The sequence below is a fragment of the Burkholderia sp. BCC1998 genome, assembly GCF_905339875.1.
In the GTDB taxonomy this organism is placed as follows: domain Bacteria; phylum Pseudomonadota; class Gammaproteobacteria; order Burkholderiales; family Burkholderiaceae; genus Burkholderia.
In genome coordinates this window covers 22,305-45,949 of sequence record NZ_CAJPHE010000035.1, presented here as the reverse complement: position 1 = coordinate 45,949, position 23,645 = coordinate 22,305, and the positions used below count along the sequence as shown (strand labels likewise).

Sequence of the window (23,645 nt, the reverse complement as noted above, 5' to 3'; positions counted from 1 at the left end):
TGCAGCGCAGAAATGTGCAATCACCGCCGGGCGTTGGCGGCGGCGCAAGCAAGCAAGCAAGCAAGCAAGCAAGCAAGCTGGCTGGCTGGCTGGCTGGCTGGCTGGCTAGTCGGGCGGGACTTTCATGTACGCCGCGCGCCGTGTCGCGAATGGACGAGTGGCTCGACCCCGCTGCTGCCGGTAACTCCGCGGCAAGGGCGGCCAGTCTTGCACCGCTCGCAGCGCGAGAGTCTGATCGGCGCCGAATTGTTTGAGCAGATGGCGGCTCATTGACGCATCCTGCTCCTCATCATCGTTGACTGCATCGAACCCGCGCAGCGAGATCTACCACGTCTATCATCTCGCTTGCCACTGGCTTCGAGCTCCGTGCGGTTTCCATCCTGTGATGAACCGACCAGGGGCGCGGCAGGGGTCACCCTTGCGCGCAGCCGAAGGCTCCGTCAATCGCCGGGGTGCCGCCGATGGCCGCGTCATGCTCGAAGTGATCGCGCCTCCGCTCGTTCTCCCATTATTTACCTCCTCGAGCACATTGCACGGCAAGTCTAGCCATCGCAAATCGGAGTCCATTATCTCGGGCTATTAATTGGTGTATATCGGTTATCTCTGCCCAACGTCGTCGATTCTGTTTCGAGGTGCTGGTGTGTGATTGGCGCGTTTCAGGGCAAATCCACGGCTGCCTCGGCGACAGCGCGAGGCCGAGATCGCGCGCCGGTCGGCATATGCGTGACGACCGCAACCGCCATGAGGCCTTCCATCGGCGCGAAGGCGTCGCGGAGGCGAATTTCTTCGACGAGCGAATAGGCGGTGCCGCCGAAATAGTGGCGGCCTTCGCCCATCAATCCGAAATGCGTACCGTCCGCGTTGACGCCGGACGACCGCACCGTGCATGCAGTGCTTGGGCTACCCAGTGCCAAGCGCTCGATCGGGCGAATCGGCGGATCGTGCTGCTGCCATGGCTCCGGGTCGACATGAGCATCGCCGGGCAGCGAGTAGTCGATGTCGACGAACCCGCGTTGAATGTCGGCTTCCCTGCCGCCTGGTTCGTACGGGGCGACGTACAGGCGCCCCGGTCAAAGCCGATGCAGCTCCGCGCTTGACTGAACGAGGTTCCACTCGTATCCACACGTCGGATGGCGCGTGTACAGCGCAGCCTCGCCGCGATAGGCTTCCCGGACATTCATGGTGGTCGGCTTGCACGAAGGACGGTTCGACACAATGCGCGCTGCACTGCTGAACGTTCGCAGCGACGGCGACACGCAAGCGATGTGGCAGCAGGCGTGCGGGCGCAGATCGTCGCGCATCAGCGGCACCAAGACATCTAGGCAGGCCGAGCTGTTGGACCTTCTCGCAAGGTGCCAGCGTCGCTATCAGCCGCGATAACGTAGGTTGACGCTCGTTCGGCAACCACGCGTACGCGATCGCTTCCGGAGTCGTGACTCGCGGGCGTCGCCGCGTGCTGGTGGCCAACAAGCAGCCGGCGTCGACGGCCGGTTTTAAAGTCTCATGCGTCGCGCGAGCCGCGGCGCCTTTCGCGCGCCTGGCGGTGTGGTGCCCGGAAAGCGTCGGCTCTCGGACTGCCGCGATCCTTCCCGTGCTGCACCACGCGTTGTCGATGTTGCCTGCATGTGCCACCGAGGAAGCAAAGACCAGTGCGGAGGCAAGAAGGACGACAGGGTATCGCGTGGAGGCAGGGAAACGGGAGAGCGGTCGGCACGATCGCGGGACACGGGATGGTACCGCGCGTGCCTTCCGTCAGTGGTGATGAGGGGAGGGGGCGAAGATGGCCGGGTTCGATTCCGGTGTCGCAACGGAGCAAGCGGGAACGGCGACGCCTTCCCTGCTGGAATCCGGCTTCGGCACCCCGTTTGCCGGAAACCCTTGCGCGCAGAAGCCGGTTGTCCCGGATTTGGCGGGGTGCTGATGTGTCGCCATTAATCAACCTACCCCCTGGGCTCGCGTCGGAAGCCTTGCAGATTCCTCCGGCATGGAAATTGCAAATTTTTTGCGTTTACCCGCTTGGCATTATGCGTGAGAGGTCGTATCATGGCGGTCTTTCGTTTTCAGCGAAGATGCAAATCGAAGCTGAAGACGGAGTCTGACGAAGATGTGGGCGCCGATCGGCGATCCTCTTGTGCTTGCCTCAGCCGGGTGAGCGCGGGTGTCGGGTGAGTCGCCAGGGTGCGCTGGAAGAGAATGAAAATAATCTTCCGGATGTGCTTGACAAGAGTGCGATGCACCCCCATAATCGTCAGTTCTCTACGGAGGGGTGCCCGAGTGGCTAAAGGGGGCAGACTGTAAATCTGTTGGCTTACGCCTACGTTGGTTCGAATCCAACCTCCTCCACCAGAACATCAGCGCAGAGAGCGGTAGGGAATCGTTAGTGGCCCGTGCGGGTGTAGCTCAATGGTAGAGCAGAAGCCTTCCAAGCTTACGACGAGGGTTCGATTCCCTTCACCCGCTCCAGTCCGTGTAGTTGAAGCGTAATACCGCCCATGTGGCTCAGTGGTAGAGCACTCCCTTGGTAAGGGAGAGGTCGGCAGTTCGATCCTGCCCATGGGCACCAGCAGTAAAAAGTCAGTGTCTGTTTGCGCGCGGCGCAACATGTGAAATTCCTTTCGGGAGTTGAAAATGGCCAAGGAAAAGTTTGAGCGGACCAAGCCGCACGTCAACGTTGGTACGATTGGTCACGTTGACCACGGCAAGACGACGCTGACGGCAGCGATCACGACGGTGCTGACGAAGAAGTTCGGCGGCGAAGCGAAGGCTTACGACCAGATCGACGCGGCACCGGAAGAAAAGGCGCGCGGCATCACGATCAACACGGCACACGTCGAGTACGAAACGGCTAACCGCCACTACGCACACGTCGACTGCCCGGGCCACGCTGACTATGTGAAGAACATGATCACGGGCGCGGCACAGATGGACGGCGCGATCCTGGTTTGCTCGGCAGCAGACGGCCCGATGCCGCAGACGCGTGAGCACATCCTGCTGGCACGTCAGGTTGGCGTTCCGTACATCATCGTGTTCCTGAACAAGTGCGACATGGTGGACGACGCTGAACTGCTCGAGCTGGTCGAGATGGAAGTTCGCGAACTCCTGTCGAAGTACGACTTCCCGGGCGACGACACGCCGATCGTGAAGGGTTCGGCCAAGCTGGCGCTGGAAGGCGACACGGGCGAGCTGGGCGAAGTGGCGATCATGAGCCTGGCAGACGCGCTGGACACGTACATCCCGACGCCGGAGCGTGCAGTTGACGGCGCGTTCCTGATGCCGGTGGAAGACGTGTTCTCGATCTCGGGCCGTGGTACGGTGGTGACGGGTCGTGTCGAGCGCGGCATCGTGAAGGTCGGCGAAGAAATCGAAATCGTCGGTATCAAGCCGACGGTGAAGACGACCTGCACGGGCGTTGAAATGTTCCGCAAGCTGCTGGACCAAGGTCAGGCAGGCGACAACGTCGGTATCCTGCTGCGCGGCACGAAGCGTGAAGACGTGGAGCGTGGCCAGGTTCTGGCGAAGCCGGGTTCGATCACGCCGCACACGCACTTCACGGCTGAAGTGTACGTGCTGAGCAAGGACGAAGGCGGCCGTCACACGCCGTTCTTCAACAACTACCGTCCGCAGTTCTACTTCCGTACGACGGACGTGACGGGCTCGATCGAGCTGCCGAAGGACAAGGAAATGGTGATGCCGGGCGACAACGTGTCGATCACGGTGAAGCTGATCGCTCCGATCGCGATGGAAGAAGGTCTGCGCTTCGCAATCCGCGAAGGCGGCCGTACCGTCGGCGCCGGCGTCGTCGCCAAGATCATCGAGTAAGCCAGTTATTCGTTGATCGACAGTTTTGGGGCTGGCAACAGCCAGCCCCAGCATGGTTTAGGGGTATAGCTCAACTGGCAGAGCGTCGGTCTCCAAAACCGAAGGTTGGGGGTTCGATTCCCTCTGCCCCTGCCAAAAATCGCCACGTGTCCCACGTGGCATTTGTTTTAAGGTGTTATGGCGAATCCATCCGTCGAAACTGTAAATACCTCCGGCGATAAGCTGATGCTGGCCCTGGGCGTATTGCTGGTCTTGGCCGGATTCGTGGGCTTCTTCTGGCTGGCCAACCAGCAGTGGTATGTCCGCGGTGCCGCATTGGCGGTAGGTATCATCGCCGGCGTGGCCGTCGGCCTGATGTCCGCACCTGGCAAGAGCCTCATCGCGTTTGCCAAGGATTCGTACAAGGAAGTCCGCAAGGTCGTTTGGCCCACCCGCAAGGAAGCAACGCAAACCACACTCGTCGTGTTCGGTTTCGTGCTCGTGATGGCGATTTTCCTCTGGTTGAGTGACAAATCGATCGAATGGGTGATTTTCTCGGCGATTCTGGGTTGGAAATGATATGAGCGATACTCCGGCATCCCCGAGCGGAAAGCGTTGGTACGTCGTGCACGCCTACTCCGGTATGGAGAAGAGCGTGCAGCGTGCGCTTCAGGAGCGCATCGAACGTGCTGGCATGCAGGATAAATTCGGTCAGATCCTGGTTCCGACCGAAGAAGTGGTCGAAGTCAAAGGTGGCCACAAGGCAGTAACCGAGCGTCGTTTCTTCCCCGGCTACGTGCTGGTGGAAATGGAAATGACGGACGAAACGTGGCACCTCGTGAAGAACACGGCGAAGGTCACGGGTTTCGTCGGCGGTGCGCGTAACCGCCCGACTCCGATTTCCCCGAAGGAAGTCGAAAAGATCATGTCGCAGATGCAGGAAGGCGTCGAGAAGCCGCGCCCGAAGACCCTGTTCGAAGTTGGCGAGATGGTGCGTGTCAAGGAAGGCCCGTTCACGGACTTCAACGGCACGGTCGAAGAAGTCAACTACGAAAAATCGCGCGTGCGTGTGTCGGTCACGATCTTTGGCCGATCCACTCCGGTCGAACTCGAGTTCGGCCAGGTCGAAAAAGTTTGATCCCGATTCGGTGGGCAGCCTCGGCTGCCCACCTTCGCGCTTACGGTCCGCGTTATGGCCGTTGAGGAGCGTCAGTAGCCAGCGGCGAACGCGCGTTATCACTCACCGAACGCCGTCTGGCGTTCCAACGAGGTTTACAAATGGCAAAGAAGATTGTCGGCTTTATCAAGCTGCAGATTCCTGCAGGTAAAGCCAACCCGTCGCCGCCGGTCGGTCCGGCACTGGGCCAGCGCGGCCTGAACATCATGGAGTTCTGCAAGGCGTTCAACGCGCAGACTCAAGGCATGGAGCCGGGTCTGCCGGTGCCGGTGGTCATCACGGCATACGCTGACAAGAGCTTCACGTTCGTGATGAAGACGCCGCCGGCAACCGTCCTGATCAAGAAGGCGGCGAAGGTGGACAAGGGCTCGAGCAAGCCGCACACCGACAAGGTCGGTTCGATCACGCGCGCTCAAGCCGAAGAAATCGCGAAGACCAAGATGCCGGACCTTACGGCAGCTGATCTGGACGCAGCCGTTCGCACCATCGCTGGTAGCGCACGCTCGATGGGCATCACTGTGGAGGGCGTGTAAATGGCTAAGATCTCCAAGCGCCGTCAGGCATTTGCCGCCAAGGTCGACCGTCAGAAGTTGTACGCGATCGAAGACGCACTGGCACTCGTGAAGGAATGCGCGAGCGCGAAGTTCAACGAATCGATCGACGTCGCTGTCCAGCTCGGCATCGATGCGAAGAAGTCGGACCAGGTCGTTCGTGGTTCGGTCGTTCTGCCGGCAGGTACGGGCAAGTCGGTTCGCGTTGCCGTGTTCGCGCAAGGCGAGAAGGCCGAGCAGGCTCGTGCAGCAGGCGCGGAAATCGTCGGTATGGAAGACCTGGCTGAGCAGATCAAGGCTGGCCAGATGGACTTCGACATCGTGATCGCTTCGCCGGACACGATGCGTATCGTCGGTACGCTCGGTCAGATCCTCGGCCCGCGCGGCCTGATGCCGAACCCGAAGGTCGGCACGGTCACGCCGGACGTCGCAACCGCCGTCAAGAACGCGAAGGCTGGTCAGGTGCAATTCCGTGTCGACAAGGCCGGTATCATCCACGCGACCATCGGCCGTGCATCGTTCGAATCGACCGCACTGCGTTCGAACCTGTCGGCGCTGATCGAAGCGCTGCAGAAGGCGAAGCCGGCAACGAGCAAGGGCGTCTACCTGCGCAAGATCGCACTGTCGAGCACGATGGGTGTCGGCGTGCGTGTCGACCAGGCTACGCTGGCAGCGTAAGAAAGTATTCGGGCCGCTTCGTTCGCGAAGCGGCCTACATGGGCTTTGGGCGGTTGTTCGTGCAGTTGGGCGGGCAACCGGTTATCAAAGACCGTTGGTGGGGCGCAGCAGGCAGGCGATCCCTTAATTCAAGCCAACGCAGATGGCGAACCCGAAAAAGTTTTGCAGTGGTGAAGCCGCAGGTCGTGAAGCGATTCACGGCGTGAGGTGGAAATACTCCTAACGAGGTCGGACGCCGTTGTTGAACGAGGTACGTGAGGTTTCGGCCATGCCGGCCGCGCCGAACGTATCGTTTCTGGAGGCTAACCGTGCCGCTTAATAGAGAAGACAAGCAAGCCGTCGTCGCTGAGGTTTCCGCGCAAGTCGCGAAGGCCCAGACCGTTGTGCTGGCTGAGTATCGTGGAATTGCGGTTGGCGATCTGACCAAGCTGCGCGCGAAAGCGCGTGAGCAACAGGTTTACCTGCGCGTGTTGAAGAACACGCTGGCGCGTCGCGCTGTTGAAGGTACCCCGTTTGCTCCGCTGGCAGAGCAGATGACTGGTCCGCTGATCTACGGCATCTCGGAAGATGCAATTGCCGCTGCTAAGGTCGTCAACGACTTCAGCAAGAGCAATGACAAGTTGGTCATCAAGGCTGGTTCGTTCGATGGCAAGGTGATGGACAAGGCTGGCGTGCAAGCGCTGGCAAGCATCCCGAGCCGTGAAGAACTGCTCTCGAAGCTGCTGTTCGTTATGCAATCGCCTGTTTCGGGCTTCGCGCGTGCTCTGGCCGCGCTCGCCGAGAAGAAGCAAGCGGAAGCTGCGTAAGCGAACGTGCATCAGCGTTACTGATCGCTGGCTGTATCCGAATTCAATTTAGGAGTATTTCAAATGGCAATCGCAAAAGAAGACATCCTGGCAGCAGTCGAAGGGATGACCGTTCTGGAACTGAACGAACTGGTCAAGGCGTTCGAAGAGAAGTTTGGCGTGTCGGCAGCTGCAGTGGCAGTCGCTGGCCCGGCAGGCGGCGGCGCTGCTGCTGCTGCAGAAGAGAAGACCGAATTCACGGTCGTTCTGGCTGAAGCAGGCAGCAACAAGGTTGCAGTCATCAAGGCAGTTCGCGAACTGACGGGGCTGGGCCTGAAGGAAGCGAAGGACGTCGTTGACGGCGCACCGAAGGCTGTCAAGGAAGGCGTCGACAAGGCTGCTGCTGAAGAAGCCAAGAAGAAGCTGGAAGAAGCAGGCGCGAAGGTCGAAGTCAAGTAAGTTTCGACGCGCTGTGCGAAGGCTGGCGGTATTTTCACCGCCGGCCTTTTTGTGCTTTGTGGGGACGTTATTCTGGCACTCATTCGGGAGCCCGAATAATCGGCCCCAGAAGCCAAAGAAAATCGCCGAATCGTTGTCAATGCATCGATTGGCGTTTCTCTTTGTCTTCTGAAGCGACTGCAGAAGGCAAGTTTGGTCGGGTAGCGGGCAACACAGGCATCCGCTGCCGTCAGCCAGCGGTTGGTAGCGGCCAACCACCAAGCTTCTCGGCTCGTTCAAGCCATCGGGCGGCCATCGGGTCTCAGTCGGTGAACACTCGGGTTTGAAACGTCCAGGTATCCCGCCTCGACAGCACCCGCCGTGATTCGGAGATCGTATGCAATATTCCTTCACCGAGAAGAAGCGCATTCGCAAGAGTTTCGCGAAGCGCCCCATCGTTCACCAAGTTCCGTTCTTGCTGGCCACCCAGCTTGAATCATTCAGCACGTTTCTGCAAGCCGATGTGCCTGGCGCGCAACGCAAGCCTGAAGGTTTGCAGGCCGCCTTCACATCGGTATTTCCCATTGTTTCGCACAACGGCTTCGCGCGCCTCGAGTTCGTGAGCTATGCGTTGTCCGCGCCGGCATTCAACATCAAGGAATGCCAGCAGCGTGGCCTGACGTACTGCTCCGCGCTGCGCGCGAAGGTCCGCCTCGTCATCCTCGACAAGGAATCGCCGAACAAGCCGGTCGTCAAGGAAGTGAAGGAGCAGGAAGTGTACATGGGCGAAATTCCGCTCATGACGCCGACGGGCTCGTTCGTCATCAACGGCACCGAGCGTGTCATCGTCTCGCAGCTGCACCGTTCGCCGGGCGTGTTCTTCGAACACGACAAGGGCAAGACGCACAGCTCGGGCAAGCTGCTGTTCTCGGCACGGATCATTCCGTACCGCGGCTCGTGGCTCGACTTCGAATTCGATCCGAAGGACATCCTGTACTTCCGCGTCGACCGTCGCCGCAAGATGCCGGTCACGATCCTGCTGAAGGCCATCGGCCTGACGCCGGAACAGATCCTCGCGAACTTCTTCGTGTTCGACAACTTCACGCTGATGGGCGAAGGCGCGCAACTCGAGTTCGTGCCCGAGCGCCTGCGTGGTGAAGTCGCGCGCTTCGACATCACGGATCGTGATGGCAAGGTCATCGTCCAGAAGGACAAGCGGATCAACGCGAAGCACATTCGCGACCTCGAAGCCGCGAAGACCAAGTTCATCTCGGTGCCGGAAGACTATCTGCTCGGCCGCGTGCTGGCGAAGAACGTCGTCGACGGCGACACCGGCGAAGTGATCGCGAGCGCGAACGACGAAGTCACGGAAAGCGTGCTCGAGAAGCTGCGCGAAGCGGACATCAAGGACATCCAGACGCTCTACACGAACGATCTGGACCAGGGTCCGTACATCTCGTCGACGCTGCGTGTCGACGAAACGACCGACAAGACGGCCGCGCGCATCGCGATCTACCGCATGATGCGTCCGGGCGAGCCGCCGACCGAAGAAGCGGTCGAGGCGCTGTTCAACCGTCTGTTCTACAGCGAAGAAGCGTACGACTTGTCGAAGGTCGGCCGCATGAAGTTCAACCGCCGCGTCGGCCGTGACGAGATCGTCGGCCCGATGACGCTGCAGGACGACGACATCCTCGCGACGATCAAGATCCTCGTCGAGCTGCGCAACGGCAAGGGCGAAGTGGACGACATCGACCACCTCGGCAACCGTCGCGTGCGTTGCGTCGGCGAACTGGCGGAAAACCAGTTCCGCGCGGGTCTCGTGCGTGTCGAGCGCGCGGTCAAGGAACGCCTCGGCCAGGCCGAAAGCGAAAACCTGATGCCGCACGACCTGATCAACTCGAAGCCGATTTCGTCGGCGATCCGCGAGTTCTTCGGTTCGTCGCAGCTGTCGCAGTTCATGGACCAGACCAACCCGCTGTCGGAAATCACGCACAAGCGCCGTGTTTCCGCACTGGGCCCGGGCGGTCTGACGCGCGAACGCGCAGGCTTCGAAGTGCGTGACGTGCACCCGACCCACTATGGCCGCGTGTGCCCGATCGAAACGCCGGAAGGTCCGAACATCGGTCTGATCAACTCGCTCGCACTGTACGCGCACCTGAACGAGTACGGCTTCCTCGAGACGCCGTACCGCAAGGTCGTGGACAGCAAGGTGACCGACCAGATCGACTACCTGTCGGCGATCGAGGAAGGCCGCTACATGATCGCGCAGGCGAACGCCGCGATCGACGAAAACGGCACGCTGATCGACGAACTCGTGTCGTCGCGTGAAGCCGGCGAAACGATGATGGTCACGCCGGACCGTATCCAGTACATGGACGTCGCGCCGTCGCAGATCGTGTCGGTTGCAGCTTCGCTGATCCCGTTCCTCGAGCACGACGATGCGAACCGTGCGCTGATGGGTTCGAACATGCAGCGTCAGGCCGTGCCGTGTCTGCGTCCGGAAAAGCCGGTCGTCGGTACGGGCATCGAGCGCACCTGCGCGGTCGACTCGGGCACGACGGTCCAGGCGTTCCGCGGCGGCGTCGTCGACTACGTCGACGCAGGCCGTATCGTGATTCGCGTGAACGACGACGAAGCGGTCGCGGGTGAAGTCGGTGTCGACATCTACAACCTGATCAAGTACACGCGTTCGAACCAGAACACGAACATCAACCAGCGTCCGATCGTGAAGATGGGCGACAAGGTCTCGCGCGGCGACGTGCTGGCCGACGGCGCCTCGACGGACCTGGGCGAGCTCGCGCTCGGCCAGAACATGCTGATCGCGTTCATGCCGTGGAACGGCTACAACTTCGAAGACTCGATCCTGATCTCGGAGAAGGTCGTTGCGGACGATCGCTACACGTCGATCCACATCGAAGAGCTGAACGTCGTTGCACGCGACACGAAGCTCGGGCCGGAAGAAATCACGCGCGACATCTCGAACCTGGCGGAAGTCCAGCTCGGCCGTCTCGACGAATCGGGCATCGTGTACATCGGTGCTGAAGTCGAAGCGGGCGACGTGCTGGTCGGCAAGGTCACGCCGAAGGGCGAGACCCAGCTGACGCCGGAAGAGAAGCTGCTGCGCGCGATCTTCGGCGAGAAGGCTTCGGACGTGAAGGACACGTCGCTGCGCGTGCCGTCGGGCATGAGCGGCACCGTGATCGACGTCCAGGTGTTCACGCGTGAAGGCATCCAGCGCGACAAGCGCGCGCAACAGATCATCGACGACGAACTGAAGCGCTACCGTCTCGACCTGAACGACCAGCTGCGCATCGTGGAAGGCGACGCGTTCCAGCGTCTCGCACGCATGCTGGTGGGCAAGGTCGCGAACGGCGGTCCGAAGAAGCTCGCGAAGGGCACGAAGATCGACCAGGCTTACCTGGAAGACCTCGACCACTACCACTGGTTCGACATCCGCCTCGCGGACGACGAAGCAGCGGCATCGCTCGAAGCGATCAAGAACTCGATCGAAGAGAAGCGTCACCAGTTCGACCTCGCGTTCGAAGAGAAGCGCAAGAAGCTCACGCAAGGCGACGAACTGCCGCCGGGCGTGCTGAAGATGGTCAAGGTGTACCTCGCGGTCAAGCGTCGCCTGCAGCCTGGCGACAAGATGGCGGGCCGTCACGGTAACAAGGGTGTCGTGTCGAAGATCGTCCCGATCGAAGACATGCCGTACATGGCCGACGGCCGTCCGGCAGACGTCGTGCTGAACCCGCTGGGCGTTCCGTCGCGGATGAACGTGGGTCAGGTTCTGGAAGTGCACCTCGGCTGGGCCGCGAAGGGCCTCGGCTGGCGTATCGGCGAAATGCTGCAGCGTCAGGCGAAGATCGAGGAACTGCGCGTGTTCCTGACGAAGATCTACAACGAGTCGGGCCGCCAGGAAGACCTGGAAAGCTTCACCGACGACGAGATCCTCGAACTCGCGAAGAACCTGCGCGAAGGCGTGCCGTTTGCAACGCCGGTGTTCGACGGTGCGACCGAGGAAGAAATGGGCAAGATGCTCGACCTCGCGTTCCCGGACGACATCGCGGAACAGCTCGGCATGAACCCGTCGAAGAACCAGGTTCGCCTGTACGACGGCCGCACGGGTGAAATGTTCGAACGTCGCGTGACGCTCGGCTACATGCACTACCTGAAGCTGCACCACTTGGTCGACGACAAGATGCACGCACGTTCGACCGGCCCGTACTCGCTCGTCACGCAGCAGCCGCTGGGTGGTAAGGCGCAGTTCGGTGGCCAGCGTTTCGGTGAAATGGAAGTGTGGGCACTCGAAGCGTACGGCGCGTCCTACGTGCTGCAGGAAATGCTGACGGTGAAGTCGGACGACGTGACCGGCCGGACGAAGGTTTACGAGAACCTCGTCAAGGGCGATCACGTGATCGATGCAGGCATGCCGGAATCCTTCAACGTGCTCGTGAAGGAAATCCGCTCGCTCGGTATCGACATCGATCTCGACCGCAATTAATCGGACTACGGAGAGAAGGCAATGAAAGCTCTGCTCGATCTATTCAAGCAAGTCCAACAGGAAGAAGTTTTCGACGCGATCAAGATCGGTCTGGCCTCGCCGGACAAGATCCGCTCGTGGTCGTTCGGCGAAGTGAAGAAGCCGGAGACCATCAACTACCGTACGTTCAAGCCGGAACGCGATGGTCTGTTCTGCGCGAAGATCTTCGGGCCGATCAAGGACTACGAGTGCCTGTGCGGCAAGTACAAGCGCCTGAAGCACCGCGGCGTGATCTGCGAGAAGTGCGGCGTCGAAGTGACGCTGGCGAAGGTGCGTCGCGAACGGATGGGCCACATCGAGCTGGCCTCGCCGGTCGCGCACATCTGGTTCCTGAAGTCGCTGCCGTCGCGTCTGGGCATGGTGCTCGACATGACGCTGCGCGACATCGAACGCGTGCTGTACTTCGAAGCATACGTGGTGATCGAACCGGGCATGACGCCGCTGAAGGCGCGGCAGATCATGACCGAAGAGGATTACTACAACAAGGTCGAGGAATACGGCGACGAATTCCGTGCCGAGATGGGCGCGGAAGGCGTGCGTGAACTGCTGCGTGCGATCAACATCGACGAGCAGGTCGAGACGCTGCGCACCGAGCTGAAGAACACCGGCTCGGAAGCGAAGATCAAGAAGTACGCGAAGCGCCTGAAGGTCCTCGAGGCATTCCAGCGCTCGGGCATCAAGCCCGAGTGGATGATCCTCGAAGTGCTGCCGGTGCTGCCGCCGGAACTGCGTCCGCTCGTGCCGCTGGACGGCGGCCGTTTCGCGACGTCGGACCTGAACGACCTGTATCGCCGCGTGATCAACCGTAACAACCGGTTGAAGCGTCTGCTCGAGCTGAAGGCACCTGAAATCATCGTCCGCAACGAAAAGCGGATGCTGCAGGAAGCCGTCGACTCGCTGCTCGACAACGGTCGTCGCGGCAAGGCGATGACGGGCGCGAACAAGCGTCCGCTGAAGTCGCTCGCCGACATGATCAAGGGCAAGGGCGGTCGTTTCCGTCAGAACCTGCTGGGCAAGCGCGTCGACTACTCGGGCCGTTCGGTCATCGTGGTCGGCCCGACGCTGAAGCTGCACCAGTGCGGTCTGCCGAAGCTGATGGCGCTCGAGCTGTTCAAGCCGTTCATCTTCAACAAGCTGGAAGTGATGGGCGTCGCGACGACCATCAAGGCTGCGAAGAAGGAAGTCGAGAACCAGACGCCGGTGGTGTGGGACATCCTCGAAGAGGTGATCCGCGAGCACCCGGTGATGCTGAACCGTGCGCCGACGCTGCACCGTCTCGGTATTCAGGCGTTCGAGCCGGTGCTGATCGAAGGCAAGGCAATTCAGCTGCACCCGCTCGTCTGCGCGGCGTTCAACGCCGACTTCGACGGTGACCAGATGGCCGTTCACGTGCCGCTGTCGCTCGAAGCGCAGATGGAAGCGCGTACGCTGATGCTGGCGTCGAACAACGTGCTGTTCCCGGCCAACGGCGATCCGTCGATCGTGCCGTCGCAGGATATCGTGCTGGGTCTGTACTACGCGACCCGCGAAGCGATCAACGGCAAGGGCGAAGGCCTGTCGTTCACCGGCGTGTCGGAAGTGATCCGCGCGTACGAGAACAAGGAAGTCGAGCTGGCCTCGCGCGTCAACGTGCGGATCACCGAAATGGTCCGCAACGAGGACACGTCGGAAGGCGCGCCGGAATTCGTGCCGAAGATCTCGCTGTACGCGACGACCGTCGGTCGCGCGATCCTGTCGGAGATCCTGCCGCACGGCCTGCCGTTCTCGGTGCTGAACAAGCCGCTGAAGAAGAAGGAAATCTCGCGCCTGATCAACACCGCATTCCGCAAGTGCGGTCTGCGTGCGACGGTCGTGTTCGCCGACCAGCTGATGCAGTCGGGTTTCCGCCTCGCGACGCGTGCCGGCATTTCGATCTGCGTGGACGACATGCTCGTGCCGCCGCAGAAGGAAACGATCGTCGGCGACGCCGCGAAGAAGGTGAAGGAGTACGACCGCCAGTACATGTCGGGTCTCGTCACCGCGCAGGAACGCTACAACAACGTGGTCGACATCTGGTCGGCAACGTCGGAAGCGGTCGGCAAGGCGATGATGGAGCAGCTGTCGACGGAGCCGGTGACGGACCGCGACGGCAACGAGACGCGCCAGGAGTCGTTCAACTCGATCTACATGATGGCCGACTCGGGCGCCCGGGGTTCGGCGGTGCAGATTCGTCAGCTGGCCGGTATGCGAGGCCTGATGGCGAAGCCGGACGGCTCGATTATCGAGACGCCGATTACCGCGAACTTCCGCGAAGGCCTGAACGTGTTGCAGTACTTCATCTCGACCCACGGTGCACGTAAGGGTCTGGCTGATACGGCACTGAAGACCGCGAACTCGGGTTACCTGACGCGTCGTCTCGTCGACGTCACGCAGGATCTGGTGGTGGTCGAGGACGATTGCGGCACGTCGAACGGCGTCGCGATGAAGGCGCTGGTCGAAGGCGGTGAAGTCGTCGAAGCGCTGCGCGACCGTATCCTCGGCCGCGTTGCGGTCGCGGACGTCGTGAACCCGGAAACGCAGGAAACGCTGTACGAATCGGGCACGCTGCTCGACGAAACGGCGGTCGAGGAAATCGAACGCCTCGGCATCGACGAAGTGCGCGTGCGCACGCCGCTGACCTGCGAAACGCGTTACGGTCTGTGCGCGGCCTGCTACGGCCGTGACCTCGGCCGCGGCTCGCTCGTGAACGTCGGCGAAGCAGTCGGCGTGATCGCGGCACAGTCGATCGGTGAACCGGGCACGCAGCTGACGATGCGTACGTTCCACATCGGTGGTGCGGCATCGCGTGCGGCAGTGGCGTCGTCGGTCGAAGCGAAGAGCAACGGTATCGTGCGTTTCACGGCGACGATGCGTTACGTCACCAACGCGAAGGGCGAGCAGATCGTCATTTCGCGTTCGGGCGAGGCGCTGATCACCGACGATTTCGGTCGCGAGCGCGAGCGTCACAAAGTGCCGTACGGCGCGACGCTGCTGCAACTCGACGGTGCGACGATCAAGGCCGGCACGCAGCTGGCGACGTGGGACCCGATGACGCGTCCGATCATCACCGAGTACGGTGGTACGGTGAAGTTCGAGAACGTCGAGGAAGGCGTGACCGTCGCGAAGCAGATCGACGACGTGACCGGCCTGTCGACGCTGGTCGTGATCGACGTGAAGCGTCGTGGTTCGCAAGCTTCGAAGAGCGTGCGTCCGCAGGTGAAACTGCTCGACGCGAACGGCGACGAAGTGAAGATCCCGGGCACGGAGCACGCAGTGCAGATCGGCTTCCAGGTCGGCGCACTGATCACCGTGAAGGACGGCCAGCAAGTGCAGGTGGGTGAAGTGCTTGCACGTATCCCGACCGAAGCGCAGAAGACGCGTGACATTACCGGCGGTCTGCCGCGGGTGGCGGAACTGTTCGAAGCGCGTTCGCCGAAGGATGCCGGCATTCTCGCGGAAGTCACCGGTACGACGTCGTTCGGCAAGGACACGAAGGGCAAGCAGCGTCTCGTCATCACGGACCTCGAAGGCAATCAGCACGAGTTCCTGATCGCGAAGGAAAAGCAGGTCCTGGTCCACGATGCTCAGGTCGTCAACAAGGGCGAAATGATCGTGGACGGCCCGGCCGATCCGCACGACATCCTGCGTCTGCAGGGTATCGAGGCGCTGTCGCGCTACATCGTCGACGAAGTGCAGGACGTGTATCGTCTGCAGGGCGTGAAGATCAACGACAAGCACATCGAGGTGATCGTTCGCCAGATGCTGCGTCGTGTGCAGATCACCGACAACGGTGATACGCGCTTCATCCCGGGCGAACAGGTCGAGCGTTCCGACATGCTGGACGAGAACGATCGCATGATCGCCGAGGGCAAGCGCCCGGCTTCGTACGACAACGTGCTCCTCGGTATCACGAAGGCGTCGCTGTCGACCGACTCGTTCATCTCCGCGGCATCGTTCCAGGAAACGACCCGCGTGCTGACCGAAGCGGCGATCATGGGCAAGCGCGACGATCTGCGCGGCCTGAAGGAAAACGTGATCGTCGGCCGTCTGATCCCGGCCGGTACGGGTCTCGCGTTCCACAAGGCACGCAAGGCGAAGGAGATGTCCGACCGCGAGCGTTTCGACCAGATCGCAGCGGAAGAGGCATTCGACTTCGGTACGCCGAGCGCGCCGGCGGAAGAGCCGCAACACCCGGCAGCCGAGTAAGCGCGGGCGGCGCGAGCCGCCTCACGCTGCCGTATTCGCTGTCATCGAAACCGCCCGGTCCGCCGGGCGGTTTTTTTTATCCGTCGTTCACGTGCATGACGGGCTTGCCGCACGGTCGCGCAGGCCCGTCATTCGCGCGCTCGAACCCTGTCCGATCGGCCAACGTTGCACGATTCGCCGCGCGCTGCGCGAGCGGGTTGTTAAAATTGCGGTCATCCTTCCGCCGTCCTCGTTCTCACTCATGTCCCGCGCCCTCGAAATCCTCGACGAAGTTTTTGGTTATTCCGCCTTTCGCGGCCAGCAGGGCGAGATCGTCGAACACGTCGCCGGCGGCGGCGATTGCCTCGTGCTGATGCCGACGGGCGGCGGCAAGTCGCTGTGCTACCAGATCCCGGCGCTGCTGCGCCGCGAGGCCGGGCAGGGCGCGGGCATCGTGGTGTCGCCGCTGATCGCGCTGATGCAGGACCAGGTCGCCGCGCTGAGCGAAGTCGGCGTGCGCGCGGCCTACCTGAACTCGACACTGTCGGGCGCCGAGGCCGCGGCGACCGAGCGCGCGTTGCGCGAGGGCGAGATCGACCTGCTGTACGTCGCGCCCGAGCGGCTGATGACGGGCCGCTTCCTCGACCTGCTCGAGCGCGCGAAGATCGGCCTGTTCGCGATCGACGAGGCGCACTGCGTGTCGCAGTGGGGGCATGACTTCCGTCCCGAATACATCCAGCTGTCGGTGCTGCACGAACGCTTCCCGTCGGTGCCGCGCATCGCGCTGACGGCCACTGCCGACGCGATCACGCGCGACGAGATCATCCATCGCCTTGCGCTCGACGACGCGCGCGTGTTCGTGTCGAGCTTCGATCGCCCGAACATCCGTTACCGGATCGTCGAGAAAGACAACGCGCGTTCGCAGCTGCTCGACTTCATCCGCGCGGAACACACGAACGCGGACGGCACGACCGACGCGGGCGTCGTCTACTGCCTGTCGCGCCGCAAGGTCGAGGAAACGGCCGAATGGCTGAAGGCTCAGGGTGTGCGCGCGCTGCCGTATCACGCGGGGATGGAGTTCGAGGTACGGCAGAAGCACCAGGAAATGTTCCAGCGCGAGGAAGGCATCGTGATGTGCGCCACGATCGCGTTCGGCATGGGCATCGACAAGCCGGATGTGCGCTTTGTCGCGCACCTCGATTTGCCGAAGAGCGTCGAGGGCTACTACCAGGAAACCGGCCGTGCGGGCCGCGACGGGATGCCGGCGAACGCGTGGATGGCGTATGGGCTCGGCGACGTCGTCCAGCAGCGCAAGATGATCGACGAGTCCGATGCGGACGACGCGCACAAGCGCGTGCAGACGTCGAAGCTCGACGCGTTGCTCGGGTTGTGCGAGACGATCTCGTGCCGGCGCGTGCGGCTCCTCAACTATTTCGGCGAGGCGAGCCAGCCGTGCGGCAACTGCGACACGTGCCTCGAACCGCCCGATTCATGGGACGCGACGCGCGAGGCGCAGATGGCGCTGTCATGCGTATTCCGCGCGCAGCGCGCGAGCGGCTTCAATTTCGGCTCGAGCCATCTGATCGAGATCCTGCGCGGCGGCCGCACGGAGAAAGTGTTGCAGCGCGGCCACGACCAGCTCAGCACGTTCGGGATCGGCGCATCGCTCTCCGAACCCGAGTGGCGCGCGATTTTCCGGCAACTCGTCGCGTACGGCTATCTCGCGGTCGACCATGGCGGCTTCGGCGCGCTGATGCTGACCGAGGCCGCGAAGCCGGTGCTGAAGAACGAGGAGAAGGTCACGCTGCGCCGCTACGTGAAGCCGCAGCGCACGCGCCAGTCGTCGAGCCGCAGCGGCACGCGCGTCGACCCGACGGCCGGCATGGGCACGCGCGAGCGCGCACGCTGGGACGCGCTGCGCGCGTGGCGCGCGGAAACCGCGAAGTCCGACGGCGTGCCGGCCTACGTGATCTTCCACGATGCGACGCTGGCCGAAATCGCGCGCAACGCGCCGGAGACGATCGACGACCTGCGCCATATCCCCGGCATGGGCGTGCGCAAGCTCGAACGCTTCGGCGACGAGATCATCGACGTCGTCGAATCGGCGTGACACAGGTGTTCCGACCCTTCCGGTAAACCGCCCGCGCGGCTGGCAAATCACGCAAGCCGTTGACTTAGTTGGCATTTCCGGAATATCATGCTGGGTTCCGGTATTCGGTGGGCCGTGTCGCGTTCGAAAGCTCGCACCCGATTCGCCGGTTCGGAAGTCAACTGTGCGTCGATTCTCGCTTTGCCCGAAATCGATGTGCAGATTTTGTTCAATTTCAGGAATAAACAATGCCAACCATCAACCAACTGGTTCGCAAAGGCCGTCAGTCGGAAACGACGAAGAGCAAGAGCCCGGCCCTGCAGGACTGCCCCCAGCGTCGCGGCGTGTGCACCCGTGTGTACACGACGACGCCGAAGAAGCCGAACTCGGCACTCCGTAAGGTCGCCAAGGTTCGTCTGACGAACGGCTTCGAAGTGATTTCGTACATCGGCGGTGAAGGCCACAACCTGCAGGAACACTCGGTTGTGCTGATCCGCGGCGGCCGTGTGAAGGACTTGCCGGGTGTGCGTTACCACATGGTTCGCGGCTCGCTGGATACCCAGGGCGTCAAGGACCGTAAGCAAGCGCGCTCGAAGTACGGCGCGAAGCGTGCAAAGGCTGCCAAGTAAGCAGTTTTTGATCAGGGATCGCCGCAGGGCGGTCAAGGCGGGAGTGCCGGATTGCCGGTGCTGTCGAGTAAGTGGTCACCCGGCCAAGCTGGTTAGTCGTGAAGATGTGATCGGGTTTGTTGGTGGCCGCGGAGCTGGAACCAGCTCCAACTGAACAAGTAAAGGAAGAATCATGCCGCGTCGTCGCGAAGTCCCCAAGCGGGAAGTGTTGCCGGATCCGAAGTTCGGCAACGTTGATGTTGCCAAGTTCATGAACATGCTGATGCTGTCCGGCAAGAAGTCGGTTGCAGAGCGCATCGTTTATGGCGCATTCGAACAAATCCAGACCAAGGGTGGCAAGGACCCGCTGGAAGTGTTCACGGTTGCGCTCAACAACGTGAAGCCGGTGGTCGAAGTGAAGAGCCGCCGCGTTGGTGGTGCCAACTATCAAGTTCCGGTCGAAGTGCGCCCGTCGCGTCGTATGGCATTGGCGATGCGCTGGCTGCGTGAGGCTGCGAAGAAGCGCAGCGAGAAGTCGATGGCTCTGCGCCTGGCAGGTGAACTCTCCGAAGCGGCCGAAGGCCGTGGCGGCGCGATGAAGAAGCGCGATGAAGTTCACCGCATGGCAGAAGCCAACCGCGCGTTCTCGCATTTCCGTTTCTAAGCGCCTGGCTGGGCTGTTTGCGGAAATAAATTCCGGGCGGGTGCGCTTTTCAGGCGCCTCGCCCGTTTGTGTTGAAGCATGATGCAGCTGGGCTGCATCATGTCATCCCAGTAGAGGATCAAAGTGGCTCGCAAGACTCCTATCGAGCGCTACCGCAATATCGGTATTAGCGCTCACATCGACGCCGGCAAAACGACGACGACCGAGCGCATTCTGTTTTACACCGGTGTGAACCACAAGATCGGTGAAGTCCACGACGGCGCAGCAACGATGGACTGGATGGAGCAGGAACAAGAGCGTGGCATCACGATCACGTCCGCTGCTACCACGGCCTTCTGGAAGGGCATGGGCGGCAACTATCCGGAACACCGCATCAACATCATCGACACCCCGGGCCACGTCGACTTCACGATCGAAGTGGAGCGTTCGATGCGCGTGCTCGACGGCGCGTGCATGGTGTACTGCGCAGTGGGCGGCGTGCAGCCGCAGTCGGAAACGGTGTGGCGCCAGGCTAACAAGTACAAGGTGCCCCGTCTCGCGTTCGTCAACAAGATGGACCGTACCGGCGCGAACTTCTTCAAGGTCTACGACCAGCTCCGTCTGCGCCTGAAGGCGAACCCGGTTCCGGTCGTGGTGCCGATCGGCTCGGAAGAAAACTTCAAGGGCGTGGTCGACCTGATCAAGATGAAGGCGATCATTTGGGACGAAGCGTCGCAAGGCACGAAGTTCGACTACGTCGACATCCCGGCCGAGCTCGCCGAGACCTGCAAGGAATGGCGCGAAAAGATGGTCGAAGTGGCTGCTGAAGCCAGCGAAGACCTGATGAACAAGTACCTGGAAGAAGGCGATCTGCCGGAAGCCGACATCGTCAAGGCGCTGCGCGACCGTACGATCGCGTGCGAAATCCAGCCGATGCTGTGCGGTACCGCGTTCAAGAACAAGGGCGTGCAGCGTATGCTCGACGCCGTGATCGACTTCCTGCCGTCGCCGGTCGACATTCCGCCGGTCAAGGGCGAGCTCGAAAACGGTGAAGAAGCAGAGCGCAAGGCGTCGGACGAAGAGAAGTTCTCGTCGCTCGCGTTCAAGATCATGACCGACCCGTTCGTCGGCCAGCTGATCTTCTTCCGTGTGTACTCGGGCGTCGTCAATTCGGGCGACACGCTGCTGAACTCGACCAAGGGCAAGAAGGAACGCCTCGGCCGGATTCTGCAGATGCACGCGAACCAGCGTGAAGAAATCAAGGAAGTCCGTGCAGGCGACATCGCTGCTGCGGTCGGCCTGAAGGAAGCGACCACGGGCGACACGCTGTGCGACCCGGCGAACCCGATCGTTCTCGAACGCATGGTGTTCCCGGAGCCGGTGATTTCGCAGGCTGTCGAGCCGAAGACCAAGGCTGACCAGGAAAAGATGGGCCTCGCGCTGAACCGTCTGGCGCAGGAAGATCCGTCGTTCCGCGTGCAGACCGACGAAGAGTCGGGCCAGACCATCATTTCGGGCATGGGCGAGCTCCACCTCGAAATTCTGGTCGACCGGATGAAGCGTGAATTCGGCGTGGAAGCGACCGTCGGCAAGCCGCAGGTTGCATACCGCGAAACGATCCGTTCGACGGCGAAGGACGTCGACGGCAAGTTCGTCAAGCAGTCGGGTGGTCGCGGCCAGTACGGTCACGCGGTCATTACGCTCGAGCCGAACGAACAAGGCAAGGGCTACGAGTTCTTCGACGAGATCAAGGGTGGTGTGATTCCGCGTGAATACATCCCGGCGGTCGACAAGGGTATCCAGGACACGCTGAAGTCGGGCGTGCTGGCTGGCTTCCCGGTCGTCGACGTGAAGGTTCACCTGACGTTCGGTTCGTACCACGACGTTGACTCGAACGAAAACGCGTTCCGCATGGCCGGTTCGATGGCGTTCAAGGAAGCGATGCGCAAGGCGAACCCGGTCGTCCTCGAGCCGATGATGGCTGTCGAAGTCGAGACGCCGGAAGACTACATGGGCAACGTGATGGGCGACCTGTCGGGCCGTCGCGGTATCGTCCAGGGCATGGAAGACATGGTTGGCGGCGGCAAGATCGTTCGCGCCGAAGTGCCGCTGTCGGAAATGTTCGGTTACTCGACGTCGCTGCGTTCGCTGACGCAAGGTCGTGCAACGTACACGATGGAGTTCAAGCACTACGCTGAAGCTCCGCGCAACGTTGCTGAAGCGATCATCAGCGCGAAGTCGAAGTAAATCTGCAGCTACCAACCGATATTTTTTGAAAGAAGAGAATCATGGCAAAAGGTAAATTTGAGCGGACCAAGCCGCACGTCAACGTTGGTACGATTGGTCACGTTGACCACGGCAAGACGACGCTGACGGCAGCGATCACGACGGTGCTGACGAAGAAGTTCGGCGGCGAAGCGAAGGCTTACGACCAGATCGACGCGGCACCGGAAGAAAAGGCGCGCGGCATCACGATCAACACGGCACACGTCGAGTACGAAACGGCTAACCGCCACTACGCACACGTCGACTGCCCGGGCCACGCTGACTATGTGAAGAACATGATCACGGGCGCGGCACAGATGGACGGCGCGATCCTGGTTTGCTCGGCAGCAGACGGCCCGATGCCGCAGACGCGTGAGCACATCCTGCTGGCACGTCAGGTTGGCGTTCCGTACATCATCGTGTTCCTGAACAAGTGCGACATGGTGGACGACGCTGAACTGCTCGAGCTGGTCGAGATGGAAGTTCGCGAACTCCTGTCGAAGTACGACTTCCCGGGCGACGACACGCCGATCGTGAAGGGTTCGGCCAAGCTGGCGCTGGAAGGCGACACGGGCGAGCTGGGCGAAGTGGCGATCATGAGCCTGGCAGACGCGCTGGACACGTACATCCCGACGCCGGAGCGTGCAGTTGACGGCGCGTTCCTGATGCCGGTGGAAGACGTGTTCTCGATCTCGGGCCGTGGTACGGTGGTGACGGGTCGTGTCGAGCGCGGCATCGTGAAGGTCGGCGAAGAAATCGAAATCGTCGGTATCAAGCCGACGGTGAAGACGACCTGCACGGGCGTTGAAATGTTCCGCAAGCTGCTGGACCAAGGTCAGGCAGGCGACAACGTCGGTATCCTGCTGCGCGGCACGAAGCGTGAAGACGTGGAGCGTGGCCAGGTTCTGGCGAAGCCGGGTTCGATCACGCCGCACACGCACTTCACGGCTGAAGTGTACGTGCTGAGCAAGGACGAAGGCGGCCGTCACACGCCGTTCTTCAACAACTACCGTCCGCAGTTCTACTTCCGTACGACGGACGTGACGGGCTCGATCGAGCTGCCGAAGGACAAGGAAATGGTGATGCCGGGCGACAACGTGTCGATCACGGTGAAGCTGATCGCTCCGATCGCGATGGAAGAAGGTCTGCGCTTCGCAATCCGCGAAGGCGGCCGTACCGTCGGCGCCGGCGTCGTCGCCAAGATCATCGAGTAATATCGACGATCCGCGGATCCCTCCGGGGTCCGCGATTCCACGGTAGGCAGTCGTACCGTCGAAACCGGGTGTCCAGTTCGATCTGGCACCCGGTTTTTCTTTGTGGCGTGCGCGTTGCCGTATTGACAAACGCACACCACCGCTTCGATTTTTCGTGTAGAATCGCGGGCTTAGCAGTGGAAGTACCGTTCGGGACCGGGCGCCTCGCTCCCCGCAGGCAACAGGTTTCGCGTTCTTTTAGTGTCCGGCGATGCAACATCGCCTCGCTCTTTTCAAGGAATCGTCATGCAGCAACAGAAAATCCGCATTCGCCTGAAGGCTTTCGACTATCGTCTGATCGATCAATCGGCTGCCGAGATCGTCGATACCGCGAAGCGGACTGGCGCAATCGTCCGTGGCCCGGTGCCGCTGCCGACGCGCATCCAGCGTTTTGACATCCTGCGTTCGCCGCACGTCAACAAGACGTCGCGCGATCAGCTCGAAATCCGTACCCACCAGCGCCTGATGGACATCGTCGATCCGACCGACAAGACGGTTGACGCGCTGATGAAGCTCGACCTGCCGGCTGGCGTCGACGTGGAAATCAAGCTGCAGTAAGGCTTTCGGCGCCTCCCGGCGTGCCGGGCGGTGCTAAGTCTTTGTATTGCTTGCGG

18 protein-coding genes and 4 tRNA genes are annotated in these 23,645 nt (G+C 61.6%); 20 read left to right on the top strand and 2 right to left on the bottom strand.

Features of this window, described 5'->3' with window-relative positions; genetic code table 11:
- Positions 1-273, top strand: a 273-nt coding sequence (locus U5A56_RS35055; RefSeq protein ID WP_321927082.1) for a hypothetical protein, incomplete at its 5' end; no start/stop codon positions are given.
- A 383-nt stretch (positions 274-656) separates the two neighbouring features.
- On the opposite strand, the gene U5A56_RS35050 is transcribed toward U5A56_RS35055, so the two are convergent.
- Positions 657-914, bottom strand: a complete 258-nt coding sequence (locus U5A56_RS35050) for a hypothetical protein (RefSeq protein ID WP_321927080.1) — start codon at positions 912-914, stop codon at positions 657-659.
- 156 nt (positions 915-1,070) lie between these two features.
- On the bottom strand, positions 1,071-1,301 hold the full coding sequence (locus tag U5A56_RS35045; protein ID WP_321927079.1) for a hypothetical protein: 231 nt from the start codon (positions 1,299-1,301) through the stop codon (positions 1,071-1,073).
- 959 nt (positions 1,302-2,260) lie between these two features.
- Here U5A56_RS35045 and U5A56_RS35040 point away from each other — a divergent pair.
- The 19 genes from U5A56_RS35040 to rpsJ all read left to right on the top strand — a co-directional run bounded on the left by U5A56_RS35040 (position 2,261) and on the right by rpsJ (position 23,589).
- A tRNA-Tyr gene (locus tag U5A56_RS35040) sits at positions 2,261-2,346 on the top strand.
- Between the two features lie 43 nt (positions 2,347-2,389).
- A tRNA-Gly gene (locus U5A56_RS35035) sits at positions 2,390-2,463 on the top strand.
- Between the two features lie 25 nt (positions 2,464-2,488).
- A tRNA-Thr gene (locus U5A56_RS35030) sits at positions 2,489-2,563 on the top strand.
- A gap of 65 nt (positions 2,564-2,628) precedes the next feature.
- Positions 2,629-3,819, top strand: coding sequence for an elongation factor Tu (gene tuf / locus U5A56_RS35025; protein WP_006482910.1), 1,191 nt, complete (start codon positions 2,629-2,631; stop codon positions 3,817-3,819).
- Positions 3,820-3,878: 59 nt separating this feature from the next.
- Positions 3,879-3,954: transfer RNA gene (locus U5A56_RS35020), tRNA-Trp, on the top strand.
- A 42-nt stretch (positions 3,955-3,996) separates the two neighbouring features.
- Positions 3,997-4,377, top strand: a complete 381-nt coding sequence (gene secE / locus U5A56_RS35015) for a preprotein translocase subunit SecE (RefSeq protein WP_006482892.1) — start codon at positions 3,997-3,999, stop codon at positions 4,375-4,377.
- A gap of 1 nt (position 4,378) precedes the next feature.
- Positions 4,379-4,936, top strand: a complete 558-nt coding sequence (nusG, locus tag U5A56_RS35010; RefSeq protein ID WP_006400672.1) for a transcription termination/antitermination protein NusG — start codon at positions 4,379-4,381, stop codon at positions 4,934-4,936.
- Positions 4,937-5,076: 140 nt separating this feature from the next.
- Complete coding sequence (gene rplK / locus U5A56_RS35005) at positions 5,077-5,508, top strand: 50S ribosomal protein L11 (protein WP_006400671.1); 432 nt, start codon at positions 5,077-5,079, stop codon at positions 5,506-5,508.
- Positions 5,509-6,204, top strand: a complete 696-nt coding sequence (gene rplA / locus U5A56_RS35000) for a 50S ribosomal protein L1 (protein ID WP_044849038.1) — start codon at positions 5,509-5,511, stop codon at positions 6,202-6,204.
- Between the two features lie 308 nt (positions 6,205-6,512).
- A complete protein-coding gene (gene rplJ, locus U5A56_RS34995; RefSeq protein WP_021161756.1) occupies positions 6,513-7,010 on the top strand; it encodes a 50S ribosomal protein L10 in 498 nt (165 codons plus the stop codon).
- A 63-nt stretch (positions 7,011-7,073) separates the two neighbouring features.
- Positions 7,074-7,448 (top strand): 50S ribosomal protein L7/L12, encoded by a 375-nt coding sequence (gene rplL, locus U5A56_RS34990; protein ID WP_021161757.1) that lies wholly within the window; start codon positions 7,074-7,076, stop codon positions 7,446-7,448.
- Between the two features lie 376 nt (positions 7,449-7,824).
- Positions 7,825-11,931: a DNA-directed RNA polymerase subunit beta gene (rpoB, locus tag U5A56_RS34985; RefSeq protein ID WP_044849037.1), complete on the top strand. Its 4,107-nt coding sequence runs from the start codon at positions 7,825-7,827 to the stop codon at positions 11,929-11,931.
- 21 nt (positions 11,932-11,952) lie between these two features.
- On the top strand, positions 11,953-16,194 hold the full coding sequence (gene rpoC, locus U5A56_RS34980; protein WP_044849036.1) for a DNA-directed RNA polymerase subunit beta': 4,242 nt from the start codon (positions 11,953-11,955) through the stop codon (positions 16,192-16,194).
- A 241-nt stretch (positions 16,195-16,435) separates the two neighbouring features.
- Positions 16,436-18,283: a DNA helicase RecQ gene (gene recQ / locus U5A56_RS34975; protein WP_044849035.1), complete on the top strand. Its 1,848-nt coding sequence runs from the start codon at positions 16,436-16,438 to the stop codon at positions 18,281-18,283.
- A 227-nt stretch (positions 18,284-18,510) separates the two neighbouring features.
- On the top strand, positions 18,511-18,891 hold the full coding sequence (gene rpsL / locus U5A56_RS34970) for a 30S ribosomal protein S12 (RefSeq protein ID WP_006400662.1): 381 nt from the start codon (positions 18,511-18,513) through the stop codon (positions 18,889-18,891).
- 172 nt (positions 18,892-19,063) lie between these two features.
- Entirely contained in the window at positions 19,064-19,534 is a 471-nt protein-coding gene (gene rpsG / locus U5A56_RS34965) for a 30S ribosomal protein S7 (protein ID WP_006477195.1), read from the top strand.
- A 123-nt stretch (positions 19,535-19,657) separates the two neighbouring features.
- On the top strand, positions 19,658-21,760 hold the full coding sequence (fusA, locus tag U5A56_RS34960) for an elongation factor G (protein WP_044849034.1): 2,103 nt from the start codon (positions 19,658-19,660) through the stop codon (positions 21,758-21,760).
- 41 nt (positions 21,761-21,801) lie between these two features.
- Entirely contained in the window at positions 21,802-22,992 is a 1,191-nt protein-coding gene (gene tuf, locus U5A56_RS34955; protein ID WP_011350666.1) for an elongation factor Tu, read from the top strand.
- Positions 22,993-23,277: 285 nt separating this feature from the next.
- Positions 23,278-23,589 (top strand): 30S ribosomal protein S10, encoded by a 312-nt coding sequence (gene rpsJ / locus U5A56_RS34950; protein ID WP_004199280.1) that lies wholly within the window; start codon positions 23,278-23,280, stop codon positions 23,587-23,589.
- Positions 23,590-23,645: the final 56 nt, after the last annotated feature.

Bases quoted from the DNA above. Each gene is read 5' to 3' on its own strand.
- U5A56_RS35045 (WP_321927079.1), bottom strand. From the start codon at position 1,301: ATGCGCGACGATCTGCGCCCGCACGCCTGCTGCCACATCGCTTGCGTG.
- tuf (WP_006482910.1), top strand. From the start codon at position 2,629: ATGGCCAAGGAAAAGTTTGAGCGGACCAAGCCGCACGTCAACGTTGGT.
- secE (WP_006482892.1), top strand. From the start codon at position 3,997: ATGGCGAATCCATCCGTCGAAACTGTAAATACCTCCGGCGATAAGCTG.
- nusG (WP_006400672.1), top strand. From the start codon at position 4,379: ATGAGCGATACTCCGGCATCCCCGAGCGGAAAGCGTTGGTACGTCGTG.
- rplK (WP_006400671.1), top strand. From the start codon at position 5,077: ATGGCAAAGAAGATTGTCGGCTTTATCAAGCTGCAGATTCCTGCAGGT.
- rplA (WP_044849038.1), top strand. From the start codon at position 5,509: ATGGCTAAGATCTCCAAGCGCCGTCAGGCATTTGCCGCCAAGGTCGAC.
- rplL (WP_021161757.1), top strand. From the start codon at position 7,074: ATGGCAATCGCAAAAGAAGACATCCTGGCAGCAGTCGAAGGGATGACC.
- rpoB (WP_044849037.1), top strand. From the start codon at position 7,825: ATGCAATATTCCTTCACCGAGAAGAAGCGCATTCGCAAGAGTTTCGCG.
- rpoC (WP_044849036.1), top strand. From the start codon at position 11,953: ATGAAAGCTCTGCTCGATCTATTCAAGCAAGTCCAACAGGAAGAAGTT.
- recQ (WP_044849035.1), top strand. From the start codon at position 16,436: ATGTCCCGCGCCCTCGAAATCCTCGACGAAGTTTTTGGTTATTCCGCC.
- rpsL (WP_006400662.1), top strand. From the start codon at position 18,511: ATGCCAACCATCAACCAACTGGTTCGCAAAGGCCGTCAGTCGGAAACG.
- rpsG (WP_006477195.1), top strand. From the start codon at position 19,064: ATGCCGCGTCGTCGCGAAGTCCCCAAGCGGGAAGTGTTGCCGGATCCG.
- tuf (WP_011350666.1), top strand. From the start codon at position 21,802: ATGGCAAAAGGTAAATTTGAGCGGACCAAGCCGCACGTCAACGTTGGT.
- rpsJ (WP_004199280.1), top strand. From the start codon at position 23,278: ATGCAGCAACAGAAAATCCGCATTCGCCTGAAGGCTTTCGACTATCGT.